The sequence below is a fragment of the Serratia surfactantfaciens genome (genome assembly GCF_001642805.2).
GTDB classification, from domain to species: Bacteria; Pseudomonadota; Gammaproteobacteria; order Enterobacterales; family Enterobacteriaceae; genus Serratia; species Serratia surfactantfaciens.
The window spans coordinates 2,542,329-2,564,637 of the sequence record NZ_CP016948.1 but is presented as its reverse complement, the minus strand read 5'-3'; the positions used below and the strand labels follow the sequence as shown (position 1 = coordinate 2,564,637).

Here is a 22,309-nt window from a genome sequence, read left to right as displayed (position 1 = left end):
GTCGCCGGAAAAGCATGGCGCTATCTTGGCATCACTGACCCATGACTATCAGCGCCGGCTGTGAGAGCCGGCGCGGAGGACACTACAGATGAAAATACAACGCAGCGGTTCGATCCCTTCGCAGCACGGCCCGGCGGATTACTTTACCGGGCAGGTGCGCATCGACGCGCCGTTCGCCGGCGAGGCGCCGGCCAGAGTGGGCGGCGCAACCGTCACCTTCGAGCCCGGCGCCCGCACGGCCTGGCATACTCACCCGCTCGGTCAGACGCTGATCGTCACTCAGGGGCGCGGTTGGATCCAGATGTGGGGCGAGAAGACGCAGGAAATGCACCCCGGCGATATCGTCTGGATCCCGGCGGATGTCAAACACTGGCACGGCGCGACGCCGGACTGCGCCATGACCCATATCGCCATCGCCGAAGCGGTGGACGGCAGCCCGGTGACCTGGCTGGAGCCGGTCAGCGAGGCGGAGTACCGGCAATAACGGCGCTCAGGACCGGCGGTTCTGTTCGCAGAACCGCAGGCGGTTGCCGAACGGATCGGTGAGGTTCAGTTCCTTGCCCCAATCGACAATCTCCAAGCCCGGCCGTGCATAGCGGTAGTTTTTGGCCGTGAGTTCGCGATGCAGCGCATCGATGTCCTGCATCGGAATGAAAATGGCGGCGCCGGGCGTGCTGTCGCCGTAGTGTTCGCTCAGGTGCAGCGTCAGCCCGGCGCGGGCAATCTGCATGTACAGCGGCAGGTCTTCGCTGAAACGGTGCTCCCACTCCAGCGTGAAACCGAGAAAATCCAGGTAAAACTCTTTGGCCTTGTCGACCGAAAAGATGCGCAGGATCGGAATGGCGGGCGAGAAGGCGATCATCGTTGACCTCATTGCCGCGTTAGCGGCAGCCGATGTGGATATCGACCGCGTCGGGGCCGGTATAGGCTTCGAAGTCGGTCAGGAAGCGGCGTTCGATCTCAGGGTGTTGTGCGAAGTAGGCCCAGATGCGCTGCCAGCCTTCGATGACCGCCGCCGGCATCGCGCCACGGGCGGAGAAGACCAGATAGCGGCCGGGTTGGATGTGCAAACCGCTCTGTGCCTCACTGCCGGCGGTGACGTCAAACGGCCCGCTGGCGTCGGAAGCGTAATTGGAATAGACCCCGTATACCGGCAGGGCGGGTGAGGTAGCGAAAAAATCCGACCACAGCGCGGGAATCTTTGCCGTTTCGGCTTGGGTTTCGTTCTGGTTGGTGGTTCTGACTGTTTGGCCGGCGACGTAAAAGCCGGGCAAGTGCACCGAGGTAGGCTGCATAGGGGAAATTCCTTTTAACCGCTTGAAAGAGATGCCTAAAGGTAGCAAAGGCTTGCCGGATCCGCCAGGTATGGCCCCCGCAGGTGCGGGGGCCGATCGCATCAGGCGCCCAGGCCGCCGAGGCACAGGTATTTGATCTCGAGATAGTCTTCGATGCCGTATTTGGACCCTTCGCGGCCCAAGCCGGAGTGCTTCATGCCGCCGAACGGCGCTACCTCGGTGGAGATCAACCCTTCGTTGATGCCGACGATACCGTACTCCAGCGCTTCGGCCACGCGCATCACCCGGCCGATGTCGCGGCTATAGAAGTAAGCGGCCAAGCCGAACGGCGTGTCGTTGGCCATTTCGACGGCTTCGGCTTCCTGGCTGAAGCGGATCAGGGGCGCCACCGGGCCGAAGGTTTCCTCACGGAAGATTTTTGCCGTGCGCGGCACGTCGGTCAGGATGGTCGGGGTGAAGAAATTGCCGCCCAACGCGTCAGGCTTGCCGCCCAGCAGCACCGAGGCGCCGTGCTCGACGGCGTCGGCGATATGCTCGCGCACTTTCTCCACCGCGTCCTGGTTGATCAACGGGCCGATGGTGACGCCATCATCCAGGCCGTTGCCGACTTTCAGCTTGGCGACGGCGGCTTTCAGCCTGGCTGCGAAGGCGTCGTACACGCCATCCTGCACCAAAAACCGGTTGGTGCAGACGCAGGTCTGGCCGGCGTTGCGGTATTTGGAGGCGACTGCGCCGGCCACAGCGGCGTCCAGATCCGCGTCGTCGAATACGATAAACGGCGCGTTGCCGCCCAACTCCATGCTGGTTTTCTTGATGGTGGGCGCACACTGGGCCAGCAGCTGCGCGCCGACTTCGGTGCTGCCGGTGAAGGAGAGTTTGCGCACGTCCGGGTTGGTGGTGAGCTCGCCGCCGATGCCCTTGCTGGGGCCTGTTATCACGTTGCATACCCCGGCGGGCAGCCCGGCGCGCTCCGCCAGTACGGCGATCGCCAGCGCCGAGAACGGGGTCTGGCTGGCGGGACGGATCACCCCGGTGCAGCCTGCCGCCCAGCCGGGGCCGGCTTTACGGGTGATCATCGCCGCCGGGAAGTTCCACGGAGTGATGGCGGCGAACACGCCGATCGGCTCTTTCTGCACGATAATGCGGCGGCCCGACTGGGGCTGCGGAATGGTGTCGCCATAGACCCGCTTCCCTTCCTCGGCGAACCATTCGATAAAGGAGGCGGCATAGGCGATTTCACCGCGGCTTTCGGCCAGCGGTTTGCCCTGTTCCGCCGTCATGATGCGCGCCAGATCTTCCTGATTTTCCATCATCAGTTCAAACAGCCGCCGCAGCTTGCCGGCGCGCTCTTTGGCGGTCAGGGCGCGCCAGGCGGGCAGCGCTTTTTTTGCGGCGGCGACGGCGCGCGCGGTTTCTTCGGCGCCGAAGGCCGGCACGTGGCCGACCAGCTCGCCGTTGGCGGGGTTATGAATGGCGATGGCGCGGCCCTCATGGGCCGGCAACCATTGGCCGTCGATGTAATTGGCCTCGCGGAACAGCGTGGGATCCTTGAGGGTCGCGCAGATACTGGTGCTCATTGGTCTCTTCCTTTGCTGAGTTCAACAGAATGGTCTATCCCATACGGCTACCCTTTACCCTAGCAAACTTTGCCGCCGCCGTTTGCCGACGCGGCGACAAGATGACCGTTTTCTTTATGCGCACCTTCTGTACAAAAAATATCCGCCGCCGGGTCGATACTGAAAGGGCAGGCATATGACCCTTTTCGATGTGATTAAAAGGAGTGTGCGAATGATGAAATCAGTGGACAGGCATCTCGCGGCCTACGGCAGCGAAATGGATTTTTTGGCGTCGAGCATCGCCCTGATGGAGTGGCAAGGGCGGCAGATTGACGCCGGGCAGGTGGCCGGCAACATGTCGGAGCAGCAAAGCCGCCTGTTCTTTGCGCGGTTGAGTTATTTTCGTCAGCTTTATCAGGCCGCAGCGGCGGCCGAACACAGCCTGTAATTTGCCGATGTTTCCCGACATCGCAGGCGCCGCCGTTCGCTTAAGCTGAGGCGAACGGCAATTTTGCCTGACGGCATTTTCTACCTTTTGACAGCGCTCTGCCTGGGTATGTGAGCGCTTATCAATGTCATCGCCAATCTCCCCGCCGAGGACGTCGTTTACTGAGGGTATCCGGCGGCGCGTCATGCTTTACCATTCTGAATGCCGTTCTCCGTACGCCAAAATAAACAGCATGTGAGTTCTTCAATGCCAGCCCTACTTATGGCGTTGTCTTTTGACGCTCTCTGCATCGCTATTGCAACCTATACTCATACAGGCATTCGACATGCTGTGATTTGGCTGGGGTAATATCTTTATGTGTTTTAGCCGCAGCAAACGGATGAATGAGCCGCGTTTGAAAATAAGGAGGGGACATGACAGCTGACATCGCCATCAACAAGAACGAAGGTATTCTCACGATCGCGTTAACACGGCCGGATAAAAAGAATGCGCTAACGACGGCGATGTATGCGGCTTTGGCCGATGCTTTGGCTATTGCGGAAGCGGAGTCGGACATTCGGGTCATTCTGCTCCAGGCGGCGGGCGACATGTTTACTGCCGGCAATGACATCAATGAATTTGCTTCGCAGGTCATGCAAGGCAGCGGGGGGCAAGAGGTCGTGCGCTTTTTAAAGAGCCTGGCCAGTATCACCAAACCTCTCGTCGCCGCGGTGCAGGGGAAGGCGGTCGGTGTTGGCACCACCATGCTTCTGCACTGTGATTATGTGCTGGTTGCCGATAATGCGGAGTTGAGCACGCCGTTCGTGAATTTAGCCTTGGTGCCGGAGGCCGCCTCGAGCTATTTGTTACCTTCGCGGATAGGCTATGTCAGAGCCTTTGAGATGTTCGCTCTCGGTGAGCCCGTCGCCGCGCAGGACGCGGTTGCCTGGGGAATGGCGAACAAATGCGTTCCGCTCGCCGCTCTCGACGAGGAGGCGCGTCAGGTGGCGCGGAGGCTGGCGGCCAAACCGGCGATTTCGCTGCAGGCAACGAAAAAACTCATGCGTGATGCCGAGCATCTCATTGCCCAGACCGACCTGGAGTTGAGCGTTTTCATGGCGCGGCTGCAAAGCGCGGAGGCCAGAGAGGCATTTGCCGCCTTTGTGCAAAAGCGCCGGCCAGACTTCACCAATCTGGTCTGAACCCCGATGCCTGGCTCGGTGCGGCCAGCAACCTCTCAGCGATCGCCCTCGGCATTCGTGCTATTTTCATGGCAAAAATAAACGCGGCCGGCGGCGAAAAAGTTTCATGGGTTAAACTTTTTCGCCGCAAACGAGGTTTTATTTTACCGGACGCGCATTGCTGCAACGCCCATCTTGACAATAATTTTGCCGCTGCTAATAGTTACTTTATATTTTAAATAATAAACGAAGTTTAATATATGAGACAACTTGCGGGGAGCTATGATAACGGCGCTACGGTGGATGATGAAGCGGCTATTTTGGCTTCGTTTCAAACCCGCAGCGCGGCCGTTTATAATCAGACGCGGCATGAAAAGAATATTGCTTACGGTGAAAGCGAACGCGAAACATTGGATTGGTTCTATTCTGCAAAGCAACATCAGGGGACGTTAATTTTTATTCACGGCGGCTATTGGCAATTTTGCGATAAGGCGGATTTCGCCTTTATCGCCGCCGGGCCGTTGGCGTTGGGATTCGACGTGGTGCTGGTGGAATATACGCTGGCGCCGGCGGTTAATCTTGACGCTATTTGTCGGCAGATCGGCGCCGCATTGGATGCCATTCAGCGTCGCCTGCCGCCGCACGACGCCCATCCGGTGCACCTGTGCGGCCATTCCGCCGGCGGGCATCTGGCGGCGTTTTGGCAGCAGCATGCGATGGTGGATGCGGTCTTTCCCATCAGCGGCCTGTTCGAGCTGGCGCCGCTGCGAGAAAGCTATGTCAACCGGGCGCTGCAGCTGACCGCGCGGCAGATTGAAACGCTCAGCCCAGCGCGCCACCTGCCGGCGCGAATCAAACCGCTCACGCTGTATTACGGCGCGGCTGAGCTACCGGAACTGATCGGCCAGTCGCGCCACTATCACGCGGCGCTGCATCAACATGGGCTGCCGGCGGAACTGGTCGCGGTGCCCGGTGCCAACCATTTCACCATTCTGGATGCGTTGTTCGCCGCCGACGGCGCGCTGCTTCGCCAACTTGATCATCATGGGAAACACTGACATGCGCGAGATCGTAGAGACCGGGCTGCCGGAAATCGGCCAGCCTTTTTCCTGGGCTACACGGGGCGGCGGCATGCTGTTTACCGCTCATGGCCCGGTGCGGGCGGACGGCAGCATCGAGACCGGCGCGCCGGAGCAACAGATTGCGTTGACCTTCGACAATCTAGCGCAAACGCTGAAGGCGGCGGGCAGCCACAGCGATAAGGTCTTGCAGGTGATCGTTTATCTTACCGACGTCAACGACGTTAAATGTCTCGATAATATTTACCGAGAATACTTTAATTATCCTTACCCTAACCGATCCACGGTGATTGTCGAAAAACTGGTGGTGCCGGGAATGAAAATAGAAATTACCGTCAGCGCTATCGCCTGATTTAATTTCCGCTTAAATCCGTTCTTATATTAATTCAATAATGAATTAAGGATGCGTCATGTTTAAACAGATTGCGCCTTCCGCAGCCGATCCTATTATGTCGCTGATGGAAGCCTATTTGCAGGACCCCAATCCGAACAAAGTGAATTTAGGCATTGGGCTGTATTACGACCAGCAGGGGAATATTCCGCTGATGCAGGCGGTTGCGGCCGCCGAGCAACGCCTGCTGGCGCTGCGTCGCCCGCATGGCTACCCGCCGATCGAAGGCTCGCCGCAGTTCGCTAGCCAGGTGCAGACGCTGCTGTTCGGTGAGCGAACTGTGGCCGACATCGCCACGGTGCAGACCGTCGGCGGCTCCGGGGCGCTGAAGCTGGCGGCGGATTTTCTGCGCCACTTTTTGTCGCGCAGCGAGATCTGGGTGTCCGATCCCACCTGGGCCAACCACTGGGCGATTTTTGAAGGCGCCGGGTTGCAGGTGAAAACCTATCCCTACTTTGACGAGGCGGTGGGCGGCCTGCGTTTCGCCGCCATGCTCGACGCGCTGAGCAACCTGGCGCCTGGCAGCGTGGTCTTGCTGCATCCTTGTTGTCATAACCCGACCGGCACCGATCTGACGCCGGAGCAGTGGCGCGCTACGCTCGCCGTACTGCAGCGGCGCAACCTGCTGCCGCTGTTCGATATCGCCTATCAGGGCTTCGGCGACGGGCTGGACGAGGATTGTCTGGCAGTACGCGAAGCGCTGAAAATCGACTTGCCGTTTTTGGTCTGCAACTCGTTCTCCAAAAACGTGGCGCTGTACGGCCAGCGACTGGGCGCGCTGTCGGTGCGCTGCGCCGATGTGGAAAACGCCGCCAACGTCAAAGGCGCGTTAAAAACGTTGATCCGCCGCAGCTACTCCTGCCCGCCGACACACGGCGGCCAGATCGTGGAAATCCTGCTCGGTGATGCCGAACTCGGTGCGCTTTGGCGCAACGAGCTGGCGGAAATGCGCTCGCGCATCAAGCAGATGCGTGAGCAGCTGGCCGCCGGGCTGGCACGGGGCAGTTCTTCGCTGGATCACCGGCGCATTCGCGATCAGCGCGGCATGTTCAGCTATACCGGCCTGAACGAAACGCAGCTGCAAACCTTGCGGCAACGCTACGCCATCTATCTGGTTGCGCCCGGCCGCATGTGCCTGCCGGGGCTCAACCCCGGCAATATCGATTACGTGACCGCCGCCATTCTCGACGTCACCCGTACCGTCTAACTCTGCTCGGGAACACTGCCATGCCACAGATGAATGATTTTGAGCATATCGCCCGTCGCCAGGGCGGGTTGAACAAGCATCTTACCGCCGGGCAGATGTCGATGCTGGCGATAGGCGGCGCCATCGGCACCGGGCTGTTTCTCGGCAGCGCCTATGCCATTCAGATGGCGGGGCCGTCGGTCTTGCTGAGCTACCTGATCGGCGGCGTCATTGCGTTGCTGCTGATGGGCAGCCTGGCGGAAATGACCTCCGAACACCCGACGCCCGGTTCGTTCGGCGACTACGCCGAATTTTATCTCGGCCCGCTGTTCGGTTTTCTGGTGCGCTACTCCTACTGGTCCTGCGTGGTGCTGGCGGTGGGCACCGAAGTCACCGCCATCGGCATGTACATGCAGTTCTGGTTTCCGGCGACGCCGACCTGGCCGTGGGTGCTGCTGTTCTCGGCGGCGGTGATCGCGGTCAACGTGATCGGCGTGAAGTCGTTCGGCCAGGTGGAATACGCGCTGTCCACCGTCAAAGTGACGGCGATCGTGGCCTTCATTCTGATCGGTATCGGCATCCTGGCGTTCTCGGGCAACCCGACCTACGGCCTGCGCAACCTGACCACCGGCGGTTTTATGCCGTTTGGCATCAAGGGCATGTGGTTTGCGGTGATCGTTTCCATCTTCAGCTACCTGAGCATTGAGATGATCGCGGTGGCCGCCGGTGAGGCGAAAAATCCGGTGATTGCGGTGAAGGCGGCGTTCAAGGGCACCATCGTGCGGCTGTTCATTTTCTACATGCTGTCGATCGCCCTGATGCTGGCCATCGTGCCCTGGCGCCAGTCCGGCACCGGCGAAAGCCCGTTCCTGATGGCGATGAACGTGATCCATCTGCCTGCCGCCGCCGGCATCTTCAACTTTATCGTGCTGGTGGCGGCGCTGTCGGCGATGAACAGCCAGCTGTACATCACCACCCGCATGATGTTCTCGCTGTCGCGCGCCGGGCAGGCGCCGGCGGCGCTGGGGCGCGTCAGCCGGCGCGGCATTCCGGTCAATGCGCTGGCGATGTCATGCATCGGCATCGTGGTGTCCATCGTCCTGAGCCTGGTGGCGCCGGAAACGTCGTTCGCCGCCATGATGTCCATTTCGGTGTATGGCGCCTGTTTTACCTGGCTGATGATCTTCGTCACCCATCTGTTCTTCCGCCGCCGGCACCGGCAGACCCATCTGAAGTTCCGCATGTGGGGATTCCCCTATACCACCTTACTGGGTGGCGGGCTGATGGCGGCGCTGATGATCTCGACGGCGTTTACCGAATTCTTCCGCATGACGCTGTGGTTCGGCATTCCGTTCACCTTGCTGCTGGTGGTGGCCTACCGCTTCCAGAGCCGCCGCGCGGCTGCGCCGTCGCCGTTCAAGGCGCCGGAGGTGGAGTAATGCGGGGCAGGGGCTGAGGCGCACCTCAGCCCTGGGGATTAAAGCTGGCTTTTCGGGATGAGGTGATCGCCGAAGCTCAGGCGCTGGCGGCCCGGCTCGATTGCGGTCAACGGCGCCACTTCGTGCAGCGAGGATTTGCAGCGCTGCACCAGATCCTGATACTCGCGAGTGCCGGCGATCTTCCAGGCCAGCTCCTGTTCGGTCAGATCGCGCAGCACGCGCGCCGGGCTGCCGACCACCAGCTTGTTGGCTTCGATCGTCGCCGCGGCTTTGACGAACGCCATCGCGCCGACGATGGTGTTCTCGCCGATCTCCGCGCCGTCCATCACTACCGCGTTCATGCCCACCATCGCGTTGCGGCGAATGCGGCAGCCGTGCAGGATGGCGCCGTGGCCGATATGGCCGTCTTCTTCCACCACCGTGTCCTGCTGCGGGAAGCCGTGCATCACGCAGTTGTCCTGAATGTTGGCGCCGTCGCAGATCACCAGGCGGCCAAAATCGCCGCGCAGGCTGGCGTTCGGGCCGATATACACGTGTTTGCCGACGATCACGTCGCCGATCAGCACCGCCGTCGGGTGCACGTAACTGCTGGGGTCAACGACCGGCGTCAGGCCGTCAATCTGATACACAGGCATAGCGTGAGTTCCTTAACATGTAGGGTCGCGCGGCAGGCCGCCGAAGCGCCGATAGTAACCGGCGGCCGGCGCGGGCAAGGCGCCGATGGTGGTCTCCGCCAGCGAGCTGACGTACTCCGTCGCAGCGCGATCGACCTGCTGATAGAGATTGATGCACAGATTGCGGGCGATCTGGCCTTCCCACTGCGCGGGCAGCAGCGCGTCCGGCAGCAGCGGATCTTTCAACACCACGCGACGGAAGAAGTGAATCAATAATAGCTTAATCTGGAAACAGCGCAGCGGCGTCAGCGCCGCCGGGTCGACTTCGCGCAGCAGCGCCATCAGCGGCCGGAAGGAGACGATAAACTCGTGATAGCCGGCGGCCACCTCGCTCAGCGACCAGCAGTCGGCCACCAGTTTCTGCAGGGTTTGTTCGGAGCGGTTGTAGGGGTAATCGGCGCGGAAGTAGATCACCTGCTCGCTGGCGTTCAGTTCGCCGAGCAGCGCCGTCACGTCGGTCTGCGCGTGGGTGGGGGCGGCCATCAGGTTGCTGGCGATCTGCCCGAACCCGAGCCAGCCGAGCTCTTTTTTCAGCCGCGCGCGCGCGTTTTTATCGGCGCTTTCCAGCAGCAACAGCTCCCACTTGCCGTCCCAGGCGGGCTGCTCGCGCAGATAAATTTTCGATTCGGCGTGGCGGAACTGACGCATTCCCTGATCGGTCACGCGGTAGAAGCTGCGGCGGCCTATTTTCTCCACCGCCAGCCAACCCTCTTTCTGCAGGCGGAACACCGAGGTGCGCACGAAGCGATCGCCGAAACCGAAGGCCTCCAGCAGCGCGCTCAGGCTGCCGAGCCACACTTCGCCGCCGCGGTGGCTTAGCGCGTCGCCGTACAGCGAAATGATCAGCGAAGTGCCGCTGATCGGCTGCGCGTCGACGGCATGGCGAATGAACTCATCCAGTTTATGTTCCATATTTTTCCATGGGTTAGCCTTCGATGAGCCATAACATTACCATAATTTAGGGCGGCGTCATCCGTGACACCGTGCGCCTCAACGTGGCCGCAGATCGACCACGCGCTGCGCCTTGCCTTCCGAGCGCGGAATATCGCCGCAGTTGGCGATGCTGACGTCGGTGCTGACGCCCACGATCGATTTGATGTGGTGGCGCAGCTGGTGGCAGATGTCGCAACGTTGCTGGTGGCTGAGGCTGAGCGCCGATTCTTTCAGCTCGACGCGCACCGCCAGCGTGTCCAGGTGCCCGCTGCGGCTGACCTGCAGCTGATAGTGCGGCGACAGCTGCTCGAACTGCATGATCTGCTCTTCCACCTGCGACGGGAAGACGTTGACGCCGCGGATGATCAGCATGTCGTCGGAACGGCCGGTGATCTTGCCCATGCGGCGCATCTGGCGCGCGTCCCCCGGCAGCAGACGGGTGAGATCGCGGGTGCGGTAGCGGATCACCGGCAGCGCCTCTTTGGTCAGGGTGGTAAACACCAGTTCGCCGTGCTCGCCGTCCGGCAGGGCGACGCCGGTCTCCGGGCAGATGATCTCCGGCAGGAAGTGGTCTTCCCAGATGGTGGGGCCGCCGCCGCTCTCCAGGCATTCCATCGCTACGCCCGGCCCCATCACTTCCGACAGGCCATAGATATCCAGTGCCTTGATGCCCATGCGGGTTTCGATTTCGTGCCGCAGAGCTTCGGTCCAGGGTTCGGCGCCGAACACGCCGAGCCGCAGCGAACAGCCGCGCGCATCGCCGCCCATCTTGCGCTCCAGCTCGTCGATCAGCGTCAGGCAATAGGACGGCGTCACCATGATGATGTCGGGTTTGAAGTCGAGGATCAGCTGCGCCTGGCGTTCCGTCTGGCCGCCGGACATCGGGATCACCGTGGCGCCGAGCCGCTCCGCGCCGTAGTGTGCGCCCAGGCCGCCGGTGAACAGGCCGTAACCGTAGGCGACGTGCACCTTGTCTTTGGCGGTGGCGCCGCCGGCGCGCAGACAGCGGGCGACGATATCGGCCCAGTTATCGATGTCGCGCTGGGTGTAACCGACCACCGTCGGGCGGCCGGTGGTGCCCGAGGAGGCGTGGATGCGCACCACCTGTTCCATCGGCACTGCGAAGGTGTCGAACGGGTAGTTGTCGCGCAGATCCTGCTTGGTGGTGTAAGGGAAACGCGCCAGATCGCTCAGCTGTTTAAGATCGTCAGGGTGCACGCCTGCCTGGTCGAACTTGCGTTTGTACATCGGCACATTGTCGTAGGCGTGGTGCAGAGTCCATTTCAAGCGCGCCAACTGCAACGCTTCAATCTCATCGCGCGAGGCGAATTCGATGCTATCGAGGGGCTGTGGATTTATTGTCATGGTTAGCCTCAGGGGTCAGACACGCTCAATGATCATGGCGATGCCCTGGCCGACGCCGATGCACATGGTGCAAAGCGCGTAGCGGCCGGCACGCCGTTCCAGTTCAAACAGGGCGGCCAGCGCCAGGCGCGCGCCGCTCATGCCCAGCGGGTGTCCCAGAGCGATCGCGCCGCCGTTGGGGTTGACCTGCGGCGCATCGTCCGGTAGGCCAAGCTGGCGCATCACCGCTAGCGCCTGGGAGGCGAACGCTTCGTTCAGTTCGATAACGTCCATCTGCGCCAGGCTCAGCCCGGCGATCTCCAGCACCTTGCGGGTGGCGGGTAGCGGGCCGATGCCCATCAGCCGCGGCTCCACGCCGCAGGTGGCGGTGGCAACGATGCGCGCGCGCGGCGTCAGGCCCTGGCGTGCCGCCATCGCTTCGGAGGCGACGAGCAGTGCCGCTGCGCCGTCGTTCAGCCCCGAGGCGTTGCCGGCGGTGACGCTGCCGGGCTGACGGAACGGGGTTTTCAACGCCTGCAGCTGCTCGAGCGTGGTGTCGGTGCGCGGATGCTCATCCTGGCTGAACAGCGTCACCGCGCCTTTTTTGCCGGTGAGGCTGACCGGAGCAATCTCCTGCGCCAGGTAGCCCAGCGCCTGCGCCCGGGCGGCGCGCTGCTGGCTGCGCAGCGCAAAGGCGTCCTGATCGGCGCGGCTGATGTTGAACTGCGCCGCGACGTTTTCGGCGGTCTCCGGCATCGAATCGGTGCCGAACTCGGCCTGCATGCGCGGGTTGACGAAGCGCCAGCCGAGAGTGGTGTCGTACAGCTGCGCCTGGCGGCTGAAGGCGCTGTCGGCCTTGCCCATCACCAGCGGCGCGCGGGTCATCGATTCTGCGCCGCCGGCCAGCATCAGCCCGGCGTCGCCGGCTTTGATGCTGCGCGCCGCCATCGCCAGCGCATCCAGACCCGAGCCGCACAGGCGGTTCACCGTGGTGCCGGACACGCCGACCGGCAGCCCGGCCAGCAGCAGCGCCATGCGCGCCAGGTTGCGGTTGTCCTCCCCGGCCTGGTTGGCGCAGCCGAGGATCACATCGTCCAGCTGCGTCCAATCCACCTGCGGATAGCGTTCCAGCAGCACGCGCAGCGGCAGGGCGGCGAGATCGTCGGCGCGCACCTGTGCCAGCGCGCCGCCATAGCGGCCGATCGGGGTGCGCACGCCGTCGCAGATAAATGCCTGATTCATGCCTGCTCTCCTAAAATGCTGTGGCCGAGGCGGTGCGCGCGGCCGCGGAACCAGGCGACGGTTTTGCCCAGTTGGTTAACGATCTCGACGTCATACAGCCCGGTGGCTTTGCCCTGATGGCGCACCTCCGCACTGGCGGTGAGGCGATCGCCGGCCAGCGCCGGGCGGACGAAGTCGATGCTGCAGCCGGAGGCGACCGCCGCCAACCCCTGGCTATTGCAGGCGTAGGCGAAAGCGGTGTCCGCCAGGCTGAACAGCTGGCCGCCGTGACAGGTCTGGTGGCCATTGAGCATCTGCGGGCCGACGGTCATGCTGACCTGCGCGTACCCGGCGTCGACGGCGTCGATATGCATACCCATCGCCTGAGCGCAGGTATCTTGCTGAAACATTTGCTCGGCGCAGCGCTGAGCCAGCGCGCGCGGCGTATTGGCGTTCATTGTTCGGCTCCTGGGAAAGAGGCGGGAGAAGCATAACGGCGCAGCAGCGGCATAGGGCGATAGCGCGCCTCGCCGTAATAGCGTTGCAGGTTTTCCAGCGTCGCCAGGATGTGGCGCCAGCCAAGCGCGGCGCCCCAGGCCAACGGTCCGCGTGGGTAGTTGACGCCGCGCAGCATCGCCAGATCGATATCTTCGGCGCTGGCAACGCCTTTGTTCACCACGTCGAGCGCTTCGTTGGCCAGCATGGCCAGGGTGCGCATCGTCAGCAGGCCGGGGTAATCCGGCAACGGAATGACCTGCTTGCCGAGGGACTGCAGCAGGCGAATCGCTTTGGCATTGTGTTGCGCACCGTTTTGCTCCGCGCAGCTGATGGCGATGGCGGAGGCGTGCGCATAGTCGGCACAGAGATCGAACAGCACCACGGGCGTTCCACGTTCGTCGGCCAGCTGGCCGGCGGTTTTACCATTGGTTAACATCAGTGTAACGTCGTCGATCGTGACGTGCGGGCTGGTCTGGCCAGGTTGTATGATCGCTCCCGCATTTTCGCTTAACAGCTGCGCCAGATCGGCCAGCGGCGACCAGTCGCCGTGCAAGGTGACGCGCTGTGGCTGCGCGGCCTGCGCCGGCGGCGCAAAGGCGATCTCGGCGGCGGGGCGCGATGTGTCGTAGCGGTAGAAGCCGCGGCCGGATTTGCGGCCGAGGTGCCCCGCGGCCACCAACTCCTGCTGCACCAGCGAAGGGGTGAAGCGCGGATCCTGGTAGAAGGCCTGATACACCGATTCGGTCACGGCGAAATTGACGTCCTGGCCGATCAGATCGGTCAATTGCAGCGGGCCCATGGCGAAACCGCCGGCGTCGCGCAATACCGCGTCCAGCGTGGCGGCGTCGGCCACCCGTTCCTCCAGCGCGCGCAGGGTTTCGGCATAGAACGGCCGCGCCACGCGGTTGACGATGAATCCCGGCGTTGAGCGGCACAGAACGCTCTGCTTACCCCAACGCTGCGCCACGGCCTGCAGCGCGGCGAGGGTTTCGGCACCGGTCTCCAGACCGCTGACGATCTCCACCAGCTTCATCAGCGGCGCGGGGTTGAAAAAGTGCAGCCCGGCCATACGCGCCGGGTGTTGCAATGCCCTGGCGATGGCGGTGATCGACAGCGAGGAGGTATTGCTGGCGAACAGCGTCGCGGGCGAGCAGACCGCTTCCAGATCGCGGAACAGGCTCTGCTTAATCGCCAGGTTTTCCGCCACCGCTTCAATCACCAGCGCGCAGTCGGCCAGTTGCTCGAGCGAGTCGGCGCGTTCGAGGCGCGCCAGCAGCGCTTCGGTGGTCGCGGCATCGGCCTTGCCGCCGTCCACCCGCTGCCGCAGGCGGCGAGCGAGTTCGTCGATCGCTCGCTGGGCGGCGGCGGGCGCGATATCGAACAGCCGCACCGGGTGGCCGGCGGCAGCGGCCACCTGCGCAATGCCGATGCCCATGGTGCCGGCGCCGATCACCGCCACCCGGCCGTTAACAAGGGACGCGTTCATGGCTATTTCCCGCTGAAGTTCGGGGTGCGTTTGGCGAAGAACGCGCTGACGCCTTCGCGGTAGTCGTCGCTGCGGCCGCCCAATCGCTGCAGATCGCGCTCCAGATCGAGCTGCTGATCGAGGCTGTTGGTGGCCGAGCTATAGATGGCTTTCTTGATAAGGCCCAGACCGTAGGTTGGCTGAGTGGCCAGATGGCGCGCCAGCGTTTGCGTGCGATCGGCCAATTCCTCCGCCGGCACCACCTGCCAGATCATGCCCCACTCCAGCGCCTGTTGGGCGCTGATTTTGTCGCCCAGCAGCGCCATGCCCATCGCGCGGGCGTGGCCGGCCAGCCGCGGCAGGAACCAGCTGCCGCCGGAGTCCGGCACCAGCCCCAGGCGGCAGAAAGACTGAATAAAGCTGGCGTTGTCGGCGGCGATGACGATGTCGCACGCCAAAGCCAGCGCGGCACCGGCGCCGGCCGCCACGCCGTTGACCGCACACACCACCGGCTTGGGCAGGGCGGTCAGACGGCGGATCAGGGGGTTGTAGAAACGTTCGACCGACAGGCCGAGATCCGGCGCCTGTTGATCGGCGCTGACGTTGCGATCGTTGAGATCCTGCCCGGCGCAGAAACCGCGCCCGGCGCCGGCGATCAGCAGGCAGCGCACGTTGTCGTCGCGCTCGGCTTGCGTCAGCGCCTCGCTCAGCTGGCGATGCATCTCGTCGTTAAAGCTGTTGAGCCGATCCGGACGGTTGAGGGTCAGCGTCAACACGCCGGCGTCGAGATGGCTGAGAATCAATGCGTTATCCATAAATCAGCGCCCCTGATAGTTTGGCGTACGTTTTTCGAAAAAGGCGGCGATGCCTTCGCGGCGATCGTCGGTGGCGGCCAGGGTGACGAACTGCTGACGTTCCATCGCAAGCCCCTGGCTAAGACCGGTCTCCTCGGCCTGTTTCAGCGCCTGTTTGGCGGCGCGCAGCGCCAGCGGCGCCTGACGGCTGATGCGCTCGGCAATCTGCTGTGTGCGTTCCAGCGTCAGAGCATCGACGCACACTTCGCTGATAAGGCCGGCCTGCAGCGCGGTGCGGGCGTCGATGGCTTCGCCGGTCAGCACCATCTGGCTGGCGCGCGATTTGCCGACGCAGCGGATCAGGCGTTGGGTACCTCCGGCGCCCGGCATCAGACCAAGGGTGATCTCCGGCAGGCCGAAGCGGGCGCTTTCACCGCCGATGACGATGTCGCAGGCCAGCGCCAGTTCGCAGCCGGCACCCAATGCATAACCGTTTACCGCCGCCAGCAGCGGCTTGCCGAACTGCGCCAGCCGCTGCCACAGCTGCGGACGGCTGTCCGCCAGGGCGGCCGGCACATCCTGCTGCTGCAGTTCGCGCAGATCGGCACCGGCGGCGAAGAAACGCGCCGCGCCGGCGATCACCACGGCGCCCACGCCGCGGTCGGCATCGGCCTGCTCCAGCAGAGACACCAGCTGCTCCAGGCAGGGGGTGCTCAGGGCGTTGCGCGCCTCCGGGCGGTGCAGCGTCAGCGTGACCACCCGGTGTTGTTGTTGGCGTAAAATGAAAGGGGTGTCCATCGCGGCTCCTAGACGTCGAAGTCCAACACCACGCCGTCGCCTTTCGGCCACGACTGGCAGCTCAATACATAGCCCGCGGCCAACTGGTCCGGCTCCAGGCTGTAGTTGACGCCCATCTCCACCTGGCCGGCCTTCAGCCGGCATTTGCAGGTGGCGCACACGCCGCCTTTGCAGGCGTAGGGCAGGTCGGCGCCCTGGCGCAGCGCCGCGTCGAGAATGCTGTCGTCCTGTTCGCCGACCTCAATATCCAACCGGCGGCCGTCGAGCAGGATCGCCACCCGGGTGGCGTTGCGATCGCCGCTGCTGCGCGGGCGGGCGACCAGGCCGCTGGTGTTGAAGCGCTCGCTGTGGATGTGATTGGCCGGTACCCCGGCCTGTTCGAGTACGGTTTGCGCGTCGTCCATCATCGATTCCGGCCCGCAAATGAAGGCGTGGTCATAGTCGCGGAAATCCAGCAGCGCGCCGCCGATCGCCGCCAGGCGTTCGCGGTCGATGCGGCCGCTGAGCAGCGGGCTGTCGAGGCTCTCCTGGCTGAACAGGTACAGCTGCTGAAAACGCTGTGGGTAGCGGTTTTTCAAATCCGACAGCGCTTCTTTGAACATCATGGTTCTGCTGTTGCGGTTGCCGTAGATCAGGGTGAAACTGCTGCCCGGTTCGAGCTGCAGCGTCGCCTTGATGATCGACAGCATCGGCGTGATGCCGGAACCGGCGGCGATCGCCAGGTAGTTGCCGCTGCGCTCCGCCTGCGGTTGATAGCCGAAGCGCCCCTGCGGCACCATCACCTCCAGCGCATCGCCGACCTTCAGCATGCGGTTGACGAAGCCGGAGAAACGGCCCTGATCGATCGCTTTCACGCCGATCTGCAGCAGGCCTTCCTGCGGTGAACTGCAGATGGAGTAGCAACGCCGCAGCTCTTCGCCGTTGACCAACGCCTTGAGCGTCAGGTGCTGGCCGGGGGTATAGCGGTATTGGTTTTGCAGTTCTTCGGGCACGCGCAGCGTGATGGCTACGGCGTCCGGCGTTTCGCGCTCGATGGCGGCGACGTTCAGGCGATGAAAGACCGTCATGGTGTCAGCGCTCCTATATGCATTTGAAGTAGTCGAACGGTTCCCGGCAGTCGCAGCAGCGATACAGCGCTTTACAGGCGGTGGAGCCGAACTCGCTGATCTTCTCGCTGTGGGTGCTGCCGCAGCGCGGGCAGGCTACCGGGCCGTGGGCGTGCGGACGATCGCAGGTGTGGCCCTGCGGCGGCGCCACGCCGTATTGCCGCAGCCGTTCGCGGGCGTCGGCGTTCATCCAGTCGGTGGTCCAGGCCGGGCTGAGGCGGATCTCAACCTGCACCGGGCTGAAACCGGCTTCCGCCAGCCGCTGCTCGATGGCGTTGAGCAGAAATTCGGTGGCCGGGCAGCCGGAGTAGGTTGGGGTGAAGGTCACGCGCCAGCCGGTGCCGTCGCGCGCCACGTCGCGCACCATGCCCAAATCGGTGATCGACAGCACCGGCAGTTCGGGATCGCTGATCTGCTGCAGGCAGTGCCAAATCTGCGGAATTTCGGCGGGTTGCAAACGAGTGACGTTCATCGCGGCCTCCTACCACTGACCGTTTGGATAGGCGCGCTGCAGGAACTGCATCTCCGCCAGCAGCGGGCCGAGGTGTTCGCTGTGTCGCCCTTGTTTGCCGCCGTGACGGAACGCCTGCTCGGCAGGCGGCGTCAATGTCGCCTGGCGCAGCGTCTCTTCCACCTGAGCCTGCCAGGGGGCCTGCAGTTCGCGCGGATCGACGGCGACGCCTTGCTCCGCCAACGCCAGTTCCAGCTCGTCGGCGTGGAACAGCTCGGCGGTGAAGCGCCACAGGTTATCCAGCGACTGTTGGATCTTGTCGTGGCTGACGTCGTTGCCGTCGCCCAGGCGGATCATCCAGCCGTGGCTGAAGCGCAGATGATAGTCGGCTTCCTTCAACGACTTGGCGGCGATGGCGGCGATCTGCGCATCGCGGCTGCGGCTCAGCCCTTGGTGCAGCTGCACGTGGTAGGCGTCGAGCAGGAACTGGCGCACCAGCGTGTCGTTGAAACCGCCGTTCGGCTGTTCCGCCAACAGCAGGTTGTGAAACTGGCGCTCGTCACGGCCGAAGGCCAGGCTGTCTTCGCTGCAGGGCGGCCCGGCCAGTTCGGCGGCGTAGCCCAGGAAGTTGCGCGCCTGGCCGAGCAGGTCGAGCCCGATGTTGGCCAACGCCAGATCGATCTCCAGCTCGGGCGCGTGGCCGCACCAGGCGCACAGGCGCTGGGCGAGGATCAGAGGCGTGTCGCCCTGGCGAAGCAAATAGCTGATGCGCGGATCGTTAACCGTCATGGTCGCCTCTACATGTTCTTGATGCCGTCGGGAATGGTGTAAAACGTCGGATGACGGTAGATCTTGTCTTCGGACGGATCGAAGAACGCGCCGCGATCTTCCGGCTGCGAGGCGATCAGATGGCGCGACTGCACCACCCAAATCGAGCAGCCTTCATTGCGGCGGGTGTAAGCGTCGCGGGCGTTTTCGAGCGCCATTTGGTCGTCGGCGGCGTGCAGGCTGCCGACGTGGCGATGCGCCAACCCTTGTTTGCTGCGGATAAACACTTCATACAGCGGCCATTCAACGTGGCTCATGATCTCGATTCCTTATGGTGGCTATGCGGCGGAGGCGGCGTTTTTCGCGGCGTGGGCCATGGCGCCGTCGCGCACCCAGGCGCCGTCTTCCCAGGCGCGGCGCTTGGCCTGCAGGCGTTCGTGGTTGCACTGGCCGCGTCCTTTGATCACCTCATGCAGTTCGCTCCAGTCGATCTCGCCGAAGCGATAGTGGCCGGCGGCATCGTCCCAGATAAGGTCCGGGTCCGGCGCCGTCATGCCCAGCGCCTCAAGCTGCGGCACGGTGTTGTCGACGAATTTCTGCCGCAGCTCATCGTTGCTGTGGCGTTTGATTTTCCACGCCATGCTTTGGGCGCTGTGCGGGGAGTCGGCGTCGCTCGGGCCGAACATCATCAGCACCGGCCACCAGAAGCGATCGATGGCGTCCTGCAGCATGGCGCGTTGCGTGTCGCTGCCGTTGGCCATCGCCATCACCGCCTCATAGCCCTGGCGCTGGTGGAAGCTTTCCTCTTTGCAGATTTTCACCATCGCCCGCGCATAGGGACCGTAGGACGCACGGCATAACGCCACCTGGTTGACGATGGCGGCGCCGTCGACCAGCCAGCCGATCACGCCGATATCCGCCCAGTTGAGCGTGGGATAATTGAAGATAGAGGAGTACTTCATCTTGCCGTCGAGCATCTTTTGGTAGATGTCCTGGCGTGAACAACCGAGGGTCTCGGCGGCGCTGTAGAGGTACAGACCGTGGCCGGCCTCATCCTGCACTTTGGCCAGCAGCACCGCCTTGCGGCGCAGCGTGGGGGCGCGCGTCAGCCAGTTGGCTTCCGGCAGCATGCCGATGACTTCCGAGTGGGCGTGTTGGCCGATCTGCCGAATCAGGTTCTGACGGTAGGCGTCCGGCATCCAGTCTTTGGCCTCGATAGCGATATCCGCCGCGATCTTGTCGTCGAAATGCTGCTGGTACTGTGCTTCAGTTGTCATGCTTGCCTCTTGGTGATTCGTATTTTTCACATTAAACACAAAAATGTGAATCACTTTAACTAACCATAAGGCTACAAACTGATAACAAAAAGATCAAACGAGATTTATGTGGTTTTGCGAGCTCAATCACAGGGTGTGATATTAATTTGTTGATTTAATTTGATAAATAAGGTGGTTAATTCCGTGTTAACGGCAGGGTGAGCGGCCTGGTGGTGCCTTTTGTTCTCTTTTTGTTAAAATTGAGTTTGGCGTTGACTGGCATTTATGTGATACGTAATTAAGCTGTATGGTGAAAATTTATGAATTTTGGAGGGCACATGCAGCAGTTACACAGTTATCTTTCTGGCGCCTGGGTATATGGGCAGGGAGAGGGCCGCGAGATCCGCCACGCCGTGACCGGCGAAGTGCTGTTCCAGGTCTGCTCCGACGGCCTGCCGTTAGCGGCCAGCCTGAGCTATGCCCGCAGCCACGGCGGCCCGGCGCTGGCGAAAATGACGTTCCAGCAGCGCGCCCAGATGTTGAAAGCGGTGGCGAAGCACCTGCTGGCGCATAAAGAGGCGCTGTATCAGATCTCCTATCAAACCGGGGCGACGCGCAGCGACGGCTGGGTCGATATCGAAGGCGGCATCGCGACGCTGTTCGCTTATGCCGGCATGGCCGGCCGCGATCTGCCGGACGATACGCTGTGGCCGGAAGATGAGCTGATCCCGCTGTCGAAGCAGGCGCAATTCGCCGCCCGCCATGTTCTGACCTCGCGCCCGGGCGTAGCGCTGCATATCAATGCCTTCAACTTCCCGTGCTGGGGGATGTTGGAAAAACTGGCGCCGACCTGGCTGGCGGGCATGCCGGCCATCATCAAGCCGGCCACCGCCACCGCGCAGTTGACGCAGGCGATGGTCAGGCTGATCGTCGACAGCGGCCTGGTGCCGGAAGGGGCGCTGCAGCTGGTGTGCGGCGGCGTTGGCGACATGTTTGCGCACCTGGATTATCAGGATGCGGTCACGTTCACCGGTTCGGCGCAGACCGGCCAGCGGCTGCGCGCGCATCCGCGCCTGTTGGAGAAATCGATCGCGTTCACCATGGAGGCGGATTCGCTCAACTGCTGCGTGTTGGCGGAGGACGTGACGCCGGAAATGCCGGAATTTGCCCTGTTTATTAAAGAGGTGTGTCGTGAAATGACCGCCAAGGCGGGGCAGAAATGCACCGCGATCCGCCGCATCATCGTGCCGGCGTCGCAGGTGGCGGCGGTGCGTCAGGCCTTGCTGCAGCGACTGTCAGGCGTGACGCTGGGCGACCCGCAGCTGGAGCAGGTGCGCATGGGGGCGTTGGTCAGCCACGAACAGCGTGATGATGTGCAAAGCAAGGTGGAGTTCCTGCTGCGCAACGGTTGCGAGCCGCTGTGCGGCGCAGCCCTGGATAAGCTGGACGTGCTGGGGGACGGCGCGCGCGGTGGCGCATTTTATCCGCCGACTCTGCTGTATTGCGCCGATCCGTTCACCCATCAGGCGGTGCACGGTACCGAGGCCTTCGGCCCGGTGGCGACGCTGATGCCGTATGCGGATACCGAGCAGGCGATCGCGCTGGCGTTGCTGGGGCAGGGCAGCCTGGCGGGATCGCTGGTGACCGCCGACCCGGCGCTGGCCAAGCGCTTTATCCGCGCGGCGGCCTGCGCTCACGGACGTATGTTGATTTTGGATGAGCAGGCGGCGGCGGAATCCACCGGCCACGGCTCGCCGTTGCCGATGCTGGTGCACGGCGGCCCGGGGCGCGCCGGCGGTGGCGAAGAGCTGGGCGGGCTGCGCGCGGTGAAACATTATATGCAGCGTACGGCGATCCAGGGCAGCCCGGCGATGCTGGCGGCCATCGGCGGTGAATGGGTGCGCGGCGCGCCGGTCGCCGAGCATCCGGTGCATCCGTTCCGCAAATATTTCGAGCAGCTGCAGCTTGGCGATAGCCTGTTGACCGCGCGCCGCACCGTGACCGAGGCGGATATCGTCAACTTCGCCTGCCTGAGCGGCGACCATTTTTACGCGCACATGGACAAGATCGGCGCTGCCGATTCGCTGTTCGGCGAGCGGGTGGCGCACGGTTACTTTGTGGTGTCCGCCGCTGCCGGGCTGTTTGTCGACGCTGCCGTTGGGCCGGTAATCGCCAACTACGGCATGGAAAATCTGCGCTTTATTGAACCGGTGAAGATCGGTGACACCATTCAGGTGCGGTTAACCTGCAAGAAGAAGATCCGCAAGCCGCAGAAAACCGCCGAAGATCGGCCGCATGGCGTGGTGGTGTGGGATGTGCAGGTGCTGAATCAGGAACAGCAGCCGGTGGCGCTGTACAGCATCCTGACGCTGGTGGCGCGTCAGCAAGGGGACTTCGAGGCATAATGCGCGCTTCGCCGCCGCCGGGTGCCGGCGGCGGCGAGTCAT

At 63.0% G+C, this 22,309-nt stretch carries 24 protein-coding genes; 8 read left to right on the top strand and 16 right to left on the bottom strand.

Going from position 1 to position 22,309, the window contains the following annotated elements; translation table 11 throughout:
• The first annotated feature begins 88 nt into the window (after positions 1-88).
• Complete coding sequence (locus ATE40_RS12110) at positions 89-484, top strand: (R)-mandelonitrile lyase (protein WP_063918610.1); 396 nt, start codon at positions 89-91, stop codon at positions 482-484.
• Between the two features lie 6 nt (positions 485-490).
• Here the strand turns inward: ATE40_RS12110 and ATE40_RS12105 are convergent, their stop codons facing one another.
• The 3 genes from ATE40_RS12105 to gabD form a co-directional block, all read right to left on the bottom strand.
• Positions 491-859 carry a glyoxalase superfamily protein gene (locus ATE40_RS12105; RefSeq protein WP_025159860.1) on the bottom strand — a complete coding sequence of 123 codons (369 nt, stop codon included), beginning with the start codon at positions 857-859 and terminating at the stop codon, positions 491-493.
• Positions 860-881: 22 nt separating this feature from the next.
• On the bottom strand, positions 882-1,295 hold the full coding sequence (locus ATE40_RS12100; protein ID WP_019453473.1) for a GyrI-like domain-containing protein: 414 nt from the start codon (positions 1,293-1,295) through the stop codon (positions 882-884).
• Between the two features lie 101 nt (positions 1,296-1,396).
• Positions 1,397-2,872, bottom strand: a complete 1,476-nt coding sequence (gene gabD, locus ATE40_RS12095) for an NADP-dependent succinate-semialdehyde dehydrogenase (protein WP_063918609.1) — start codon at positions 2,870-2,872, stop codon at positions 1,397-1,399.
• Positions 2,873-3,083: 211 nt separating this feature from the next.
• Here gabD and ATE40_RS12090 point away from each other — a divergent pair, with 211 nt between their 5' ends.
• The 6 genes from ATE40_RS12090 (at position 3,084) to ATE40_RS12065 (ending at position 8,554) form a co-directional block, all read left to right on the top strand.
• Complete coding sequence (locus tag ATE40_RS12090; RefSeq protein ID WP_049201387.1) at positions 3,084-3,299, top strand: glycogen synthesis protein; 216 nt, start codon at positions 3,084-3,086, stop codon at positions 3,297-3,299.
• Between the two features lie 413 nt (positions 3,300-3,712).
• Positions 3,713-4,480, top strand: a complete 768-nt coding sequence (locus tag ATE40_RS12085) for an enoyl-CoA hydratase-related protein (RefSeq protein WP_063918608.1) — start codon at positions 3,713-3,715, stop codon at positions 4,478-4,480.
• A gap of 239 nt (positions 4,481-4,719) precedes the next feature.
• Positions 4,720-5,517, top strand: coding sequence for an alpha/beta hydrolase (locus tag ATE40_RS12080; protein WP_063918607.1), 798 nt, complete (start codon positions 4,720-4,722; stop codon positions 5,515-5,517).
• A gap of 1 nt (position 5,518) precedes the next feature.
• A complete protein-coding gene (locus ATE40_RS12075) occupies positions 5,519-5,890 on the top strand; it encodes a RidA family protein (RefSeq protein ID WP_019453478.1) in 372 nt (123 codons plus the stop codon).
• A gap of 58 nt (positions 5,891-5,948) precedes the next feature.
• On the top strand, positions 5,949-7,136 hold the full coding sequence (locus ATE40_RS12070; protein ID WP_063918606.1) for an amino acid aminotransferase: 1,188 nt from the start codon (positions 5,949-5,951) through the stop codon (positions 7,134-7,136).
• Positions 7,137-7,156: 20 nt separating this feature from the next.
• Positions 7,157-8,554, top strand: a complete 1,398-nt coding sequence (locus tag ATE40_RS12065; protein ID WP_063918605.1) for an amino acid permease — start codon at positions 7,157-7,159, stop codon at positions 8,552-8,554.
• A gap of 38 nt (positions 8,555-8,592) precedes the next feature.
• Here ATE40_RS12065 and paaY read toward each other — a convergent pair whose 3' ends face one another.
• The 13 genes from paaY to paaA all read right to left on the bottom strand — a co-directional run bounded on the left by paaY (position 8,593) and on the right by paaA (position 19,883).
• Positions 8,593-9,189 (bottom strand): phenylacetic acid degradation protein PaaY, encoded by a 597-nt coding sequence (paaY, locus tag ATE40_RS12060; protein ID WP_019453481.1) that lies wholly within the window; start codon positions 9,187-9,189, stop codon positions 8,593-8,595.
• A gap of 12 nt (positions 9,190-9,201) precedes the next feature.
• A complete protein-coding gene (gene paaX / locus ATE40_RS12055; protein WP_019453482.1) occupies positions 9,202-10,140 on the bottom strand; it encodes a phenylacetic acid degradation operon negative regulatory protein PaaX in 939 nt (312 codons plus the stop codon).
• 78 nt (positions 10,141-10,218) lie between these two features.
• Positions 10,219-11,526, bottom strand: coding sequence for a phenylacetate--CoA ligase PaaK (paaK, locus tag ATE40_RS12050; protein ID WP_063918604.1), 1,308 nt, complete (start codon positions 11,524-11,526; stop codon positions 10,219-10,221).
• Positions 11,527-11,541: 15 nt separating this feature from the next.
• Positions 11,542-12,747: a 3-oxoadipyl-CoA thiolase gene (pcaF, locus tag ATE40_RS12045; RefSeq protein WP_063918603.1), complete on the bottom strand. Its 1,206-nt coding sequence runs from the start codon at positions 12,745-12,747 to the stop codon at positions 11,542-11,544.
• Entirely contained in the window at positions 12,744-13,184 is a 441-nt protein-coding gene (gene paaI / locus ATE40_RS12040; protein ID WP_019453485.1) for a hydroxyphenylacetyl-CoA thioesterase PaaI, read from the bottom strand. Before paaI ends, pcaF begins: the two co-directional genes overlap by 4 nt.
• On the bottom strand, positions 13,181-14,710 hold the full coding sequence (locus tag ATE40_RS12035; protein ID WP_063918602.1) for a 3-hydroxyacyl-CoA dehydrogenase: 1,530 nt from the start codon (positions 14,708-14,710) through the stop codon (positions 13,181-13,183). The genes paaI and ATE40_RS12035 overlap by 4 nt, the downstream gene beginning before the upstream one ends.
• A 2-nt stretch (positions 14,711-14,712) precedes the next feature.
• Positions 14,713-15,504 (bottom strand): 2-(1,2-epoxy-1,2-dihydrophenyl)acetyl-CoA isomerase PaaG, encoded by a 792-nt coding sequence (gene paaG, locus ATE40_RS12030; RefSeq protein WP_019453487.1) that lies wholly within the window; start codon positions 15,502-15,504, stop codon positions 14,713-14,715.
• 3 nt (positions 15,505-15,507) lie between these two features.
• A complete protein-coding gene (gene paaF / locus ATE40_RS12025; protein WP_019453488.1) occupies positions 15,508-16,281 on the bottom strand; it encodes a 2,3-dehydroadipyl-CoA hydratase PaaF in 774 nt (257 codons plus the stop codon).
• An 8-nt stretch (positions 16,282-16,289) separates the two neighbouring features.
• The gene (gene paaE, locus ATE40_RS12020) at positions 16,290-17,348 is read right to left on the bottom strand and encodes a 1,2-phenylacetyl-CoA epoxidase subunit PaaE (RefSeq protein ID WP_019453489.1); all 1,059 of its coding nucleotides are present in this window, start codon (positions 17,346-17,348) and stop codon (positions 16,290-16,292) included.
• A gap of 13 nt (positions 17,349-17,361) precedes the next feature.
• On the bottom strand, positions 17,362-17,859 hold the full coding sequence (gene paaD, locus ATE40_RS12015) for a 1,2-phenylacetyl-CoA epoxidase subunit PaaD (RefSeq protein ID WP_019453490.1): 498 nt from the start codon (positions 17,857-17,859) through the stop codon (positions 17,362-17,364).
• Between the two features lie 9 nt (positions 17,860-17,868).
• The gene (paaC, locus tag ATE40_RS12010) at positions 17,869-18,627 is read right to left on the bottom strand and encodes a 1,2-phenylacetyl-CoA epoxidase subunit PaaC (RefSeq protein ID WP_063918601.1); all 759 of its coding nucleotides are present in this window, start codon (positions 18,625-18,627) and stop codon (positions 17,869-17,871) included.
• A gap of 8 nt (positions 18,628-18,635) precedes the next feature.
• Entirely contained in the window at positions 18,636-18,923 is a 288-nt protein-coding gene (gene paaB, locus ATE40_RS12005) for a 1,2-phenylacetyl-CoA epoxidase subunit PaaB (RefSeq protein WP_004935173.1), read from the bottom strand.
• A 21-nt stretch (positions 18,924-18,944) separates the two neighbouring features.
• On the bottom strand, positions 18,945-19,883 hold the full coding sequence (paaA, locus tag ATE40_RS12000) for a 1,2-phenylacetyl-CoA epoxidase subunit PaaA (RefSeq protein WP_063918600.1): 939 nt from the start codon (positions 19,881-19,883) through the stop codon (positions 18,945-18,947).
• Positions 19,884-20,200: 317 nt separating this feature from the next.
• Here paaA and paaZ point away from each other — a divergent pair, with 317 nt between their 5' ends.
• Positions 20,201-22,267 carry a phenylacetic acid degradation bifunctional protein PaaZ gene (gene paaZ / locus ATE40_RS11995; RefSeq protein WP_063918599.1) on the top strand — a complete coding sequence of 689 codons (2,067 nt, stop codon included), beginning with the start codon at positions 20,201-20,203 and terminating at the stop codon, positions 22,265-22,267.
• The last annotated feature ends 42 nt before the right edge of the window (positions 22,268-22,309 follow it).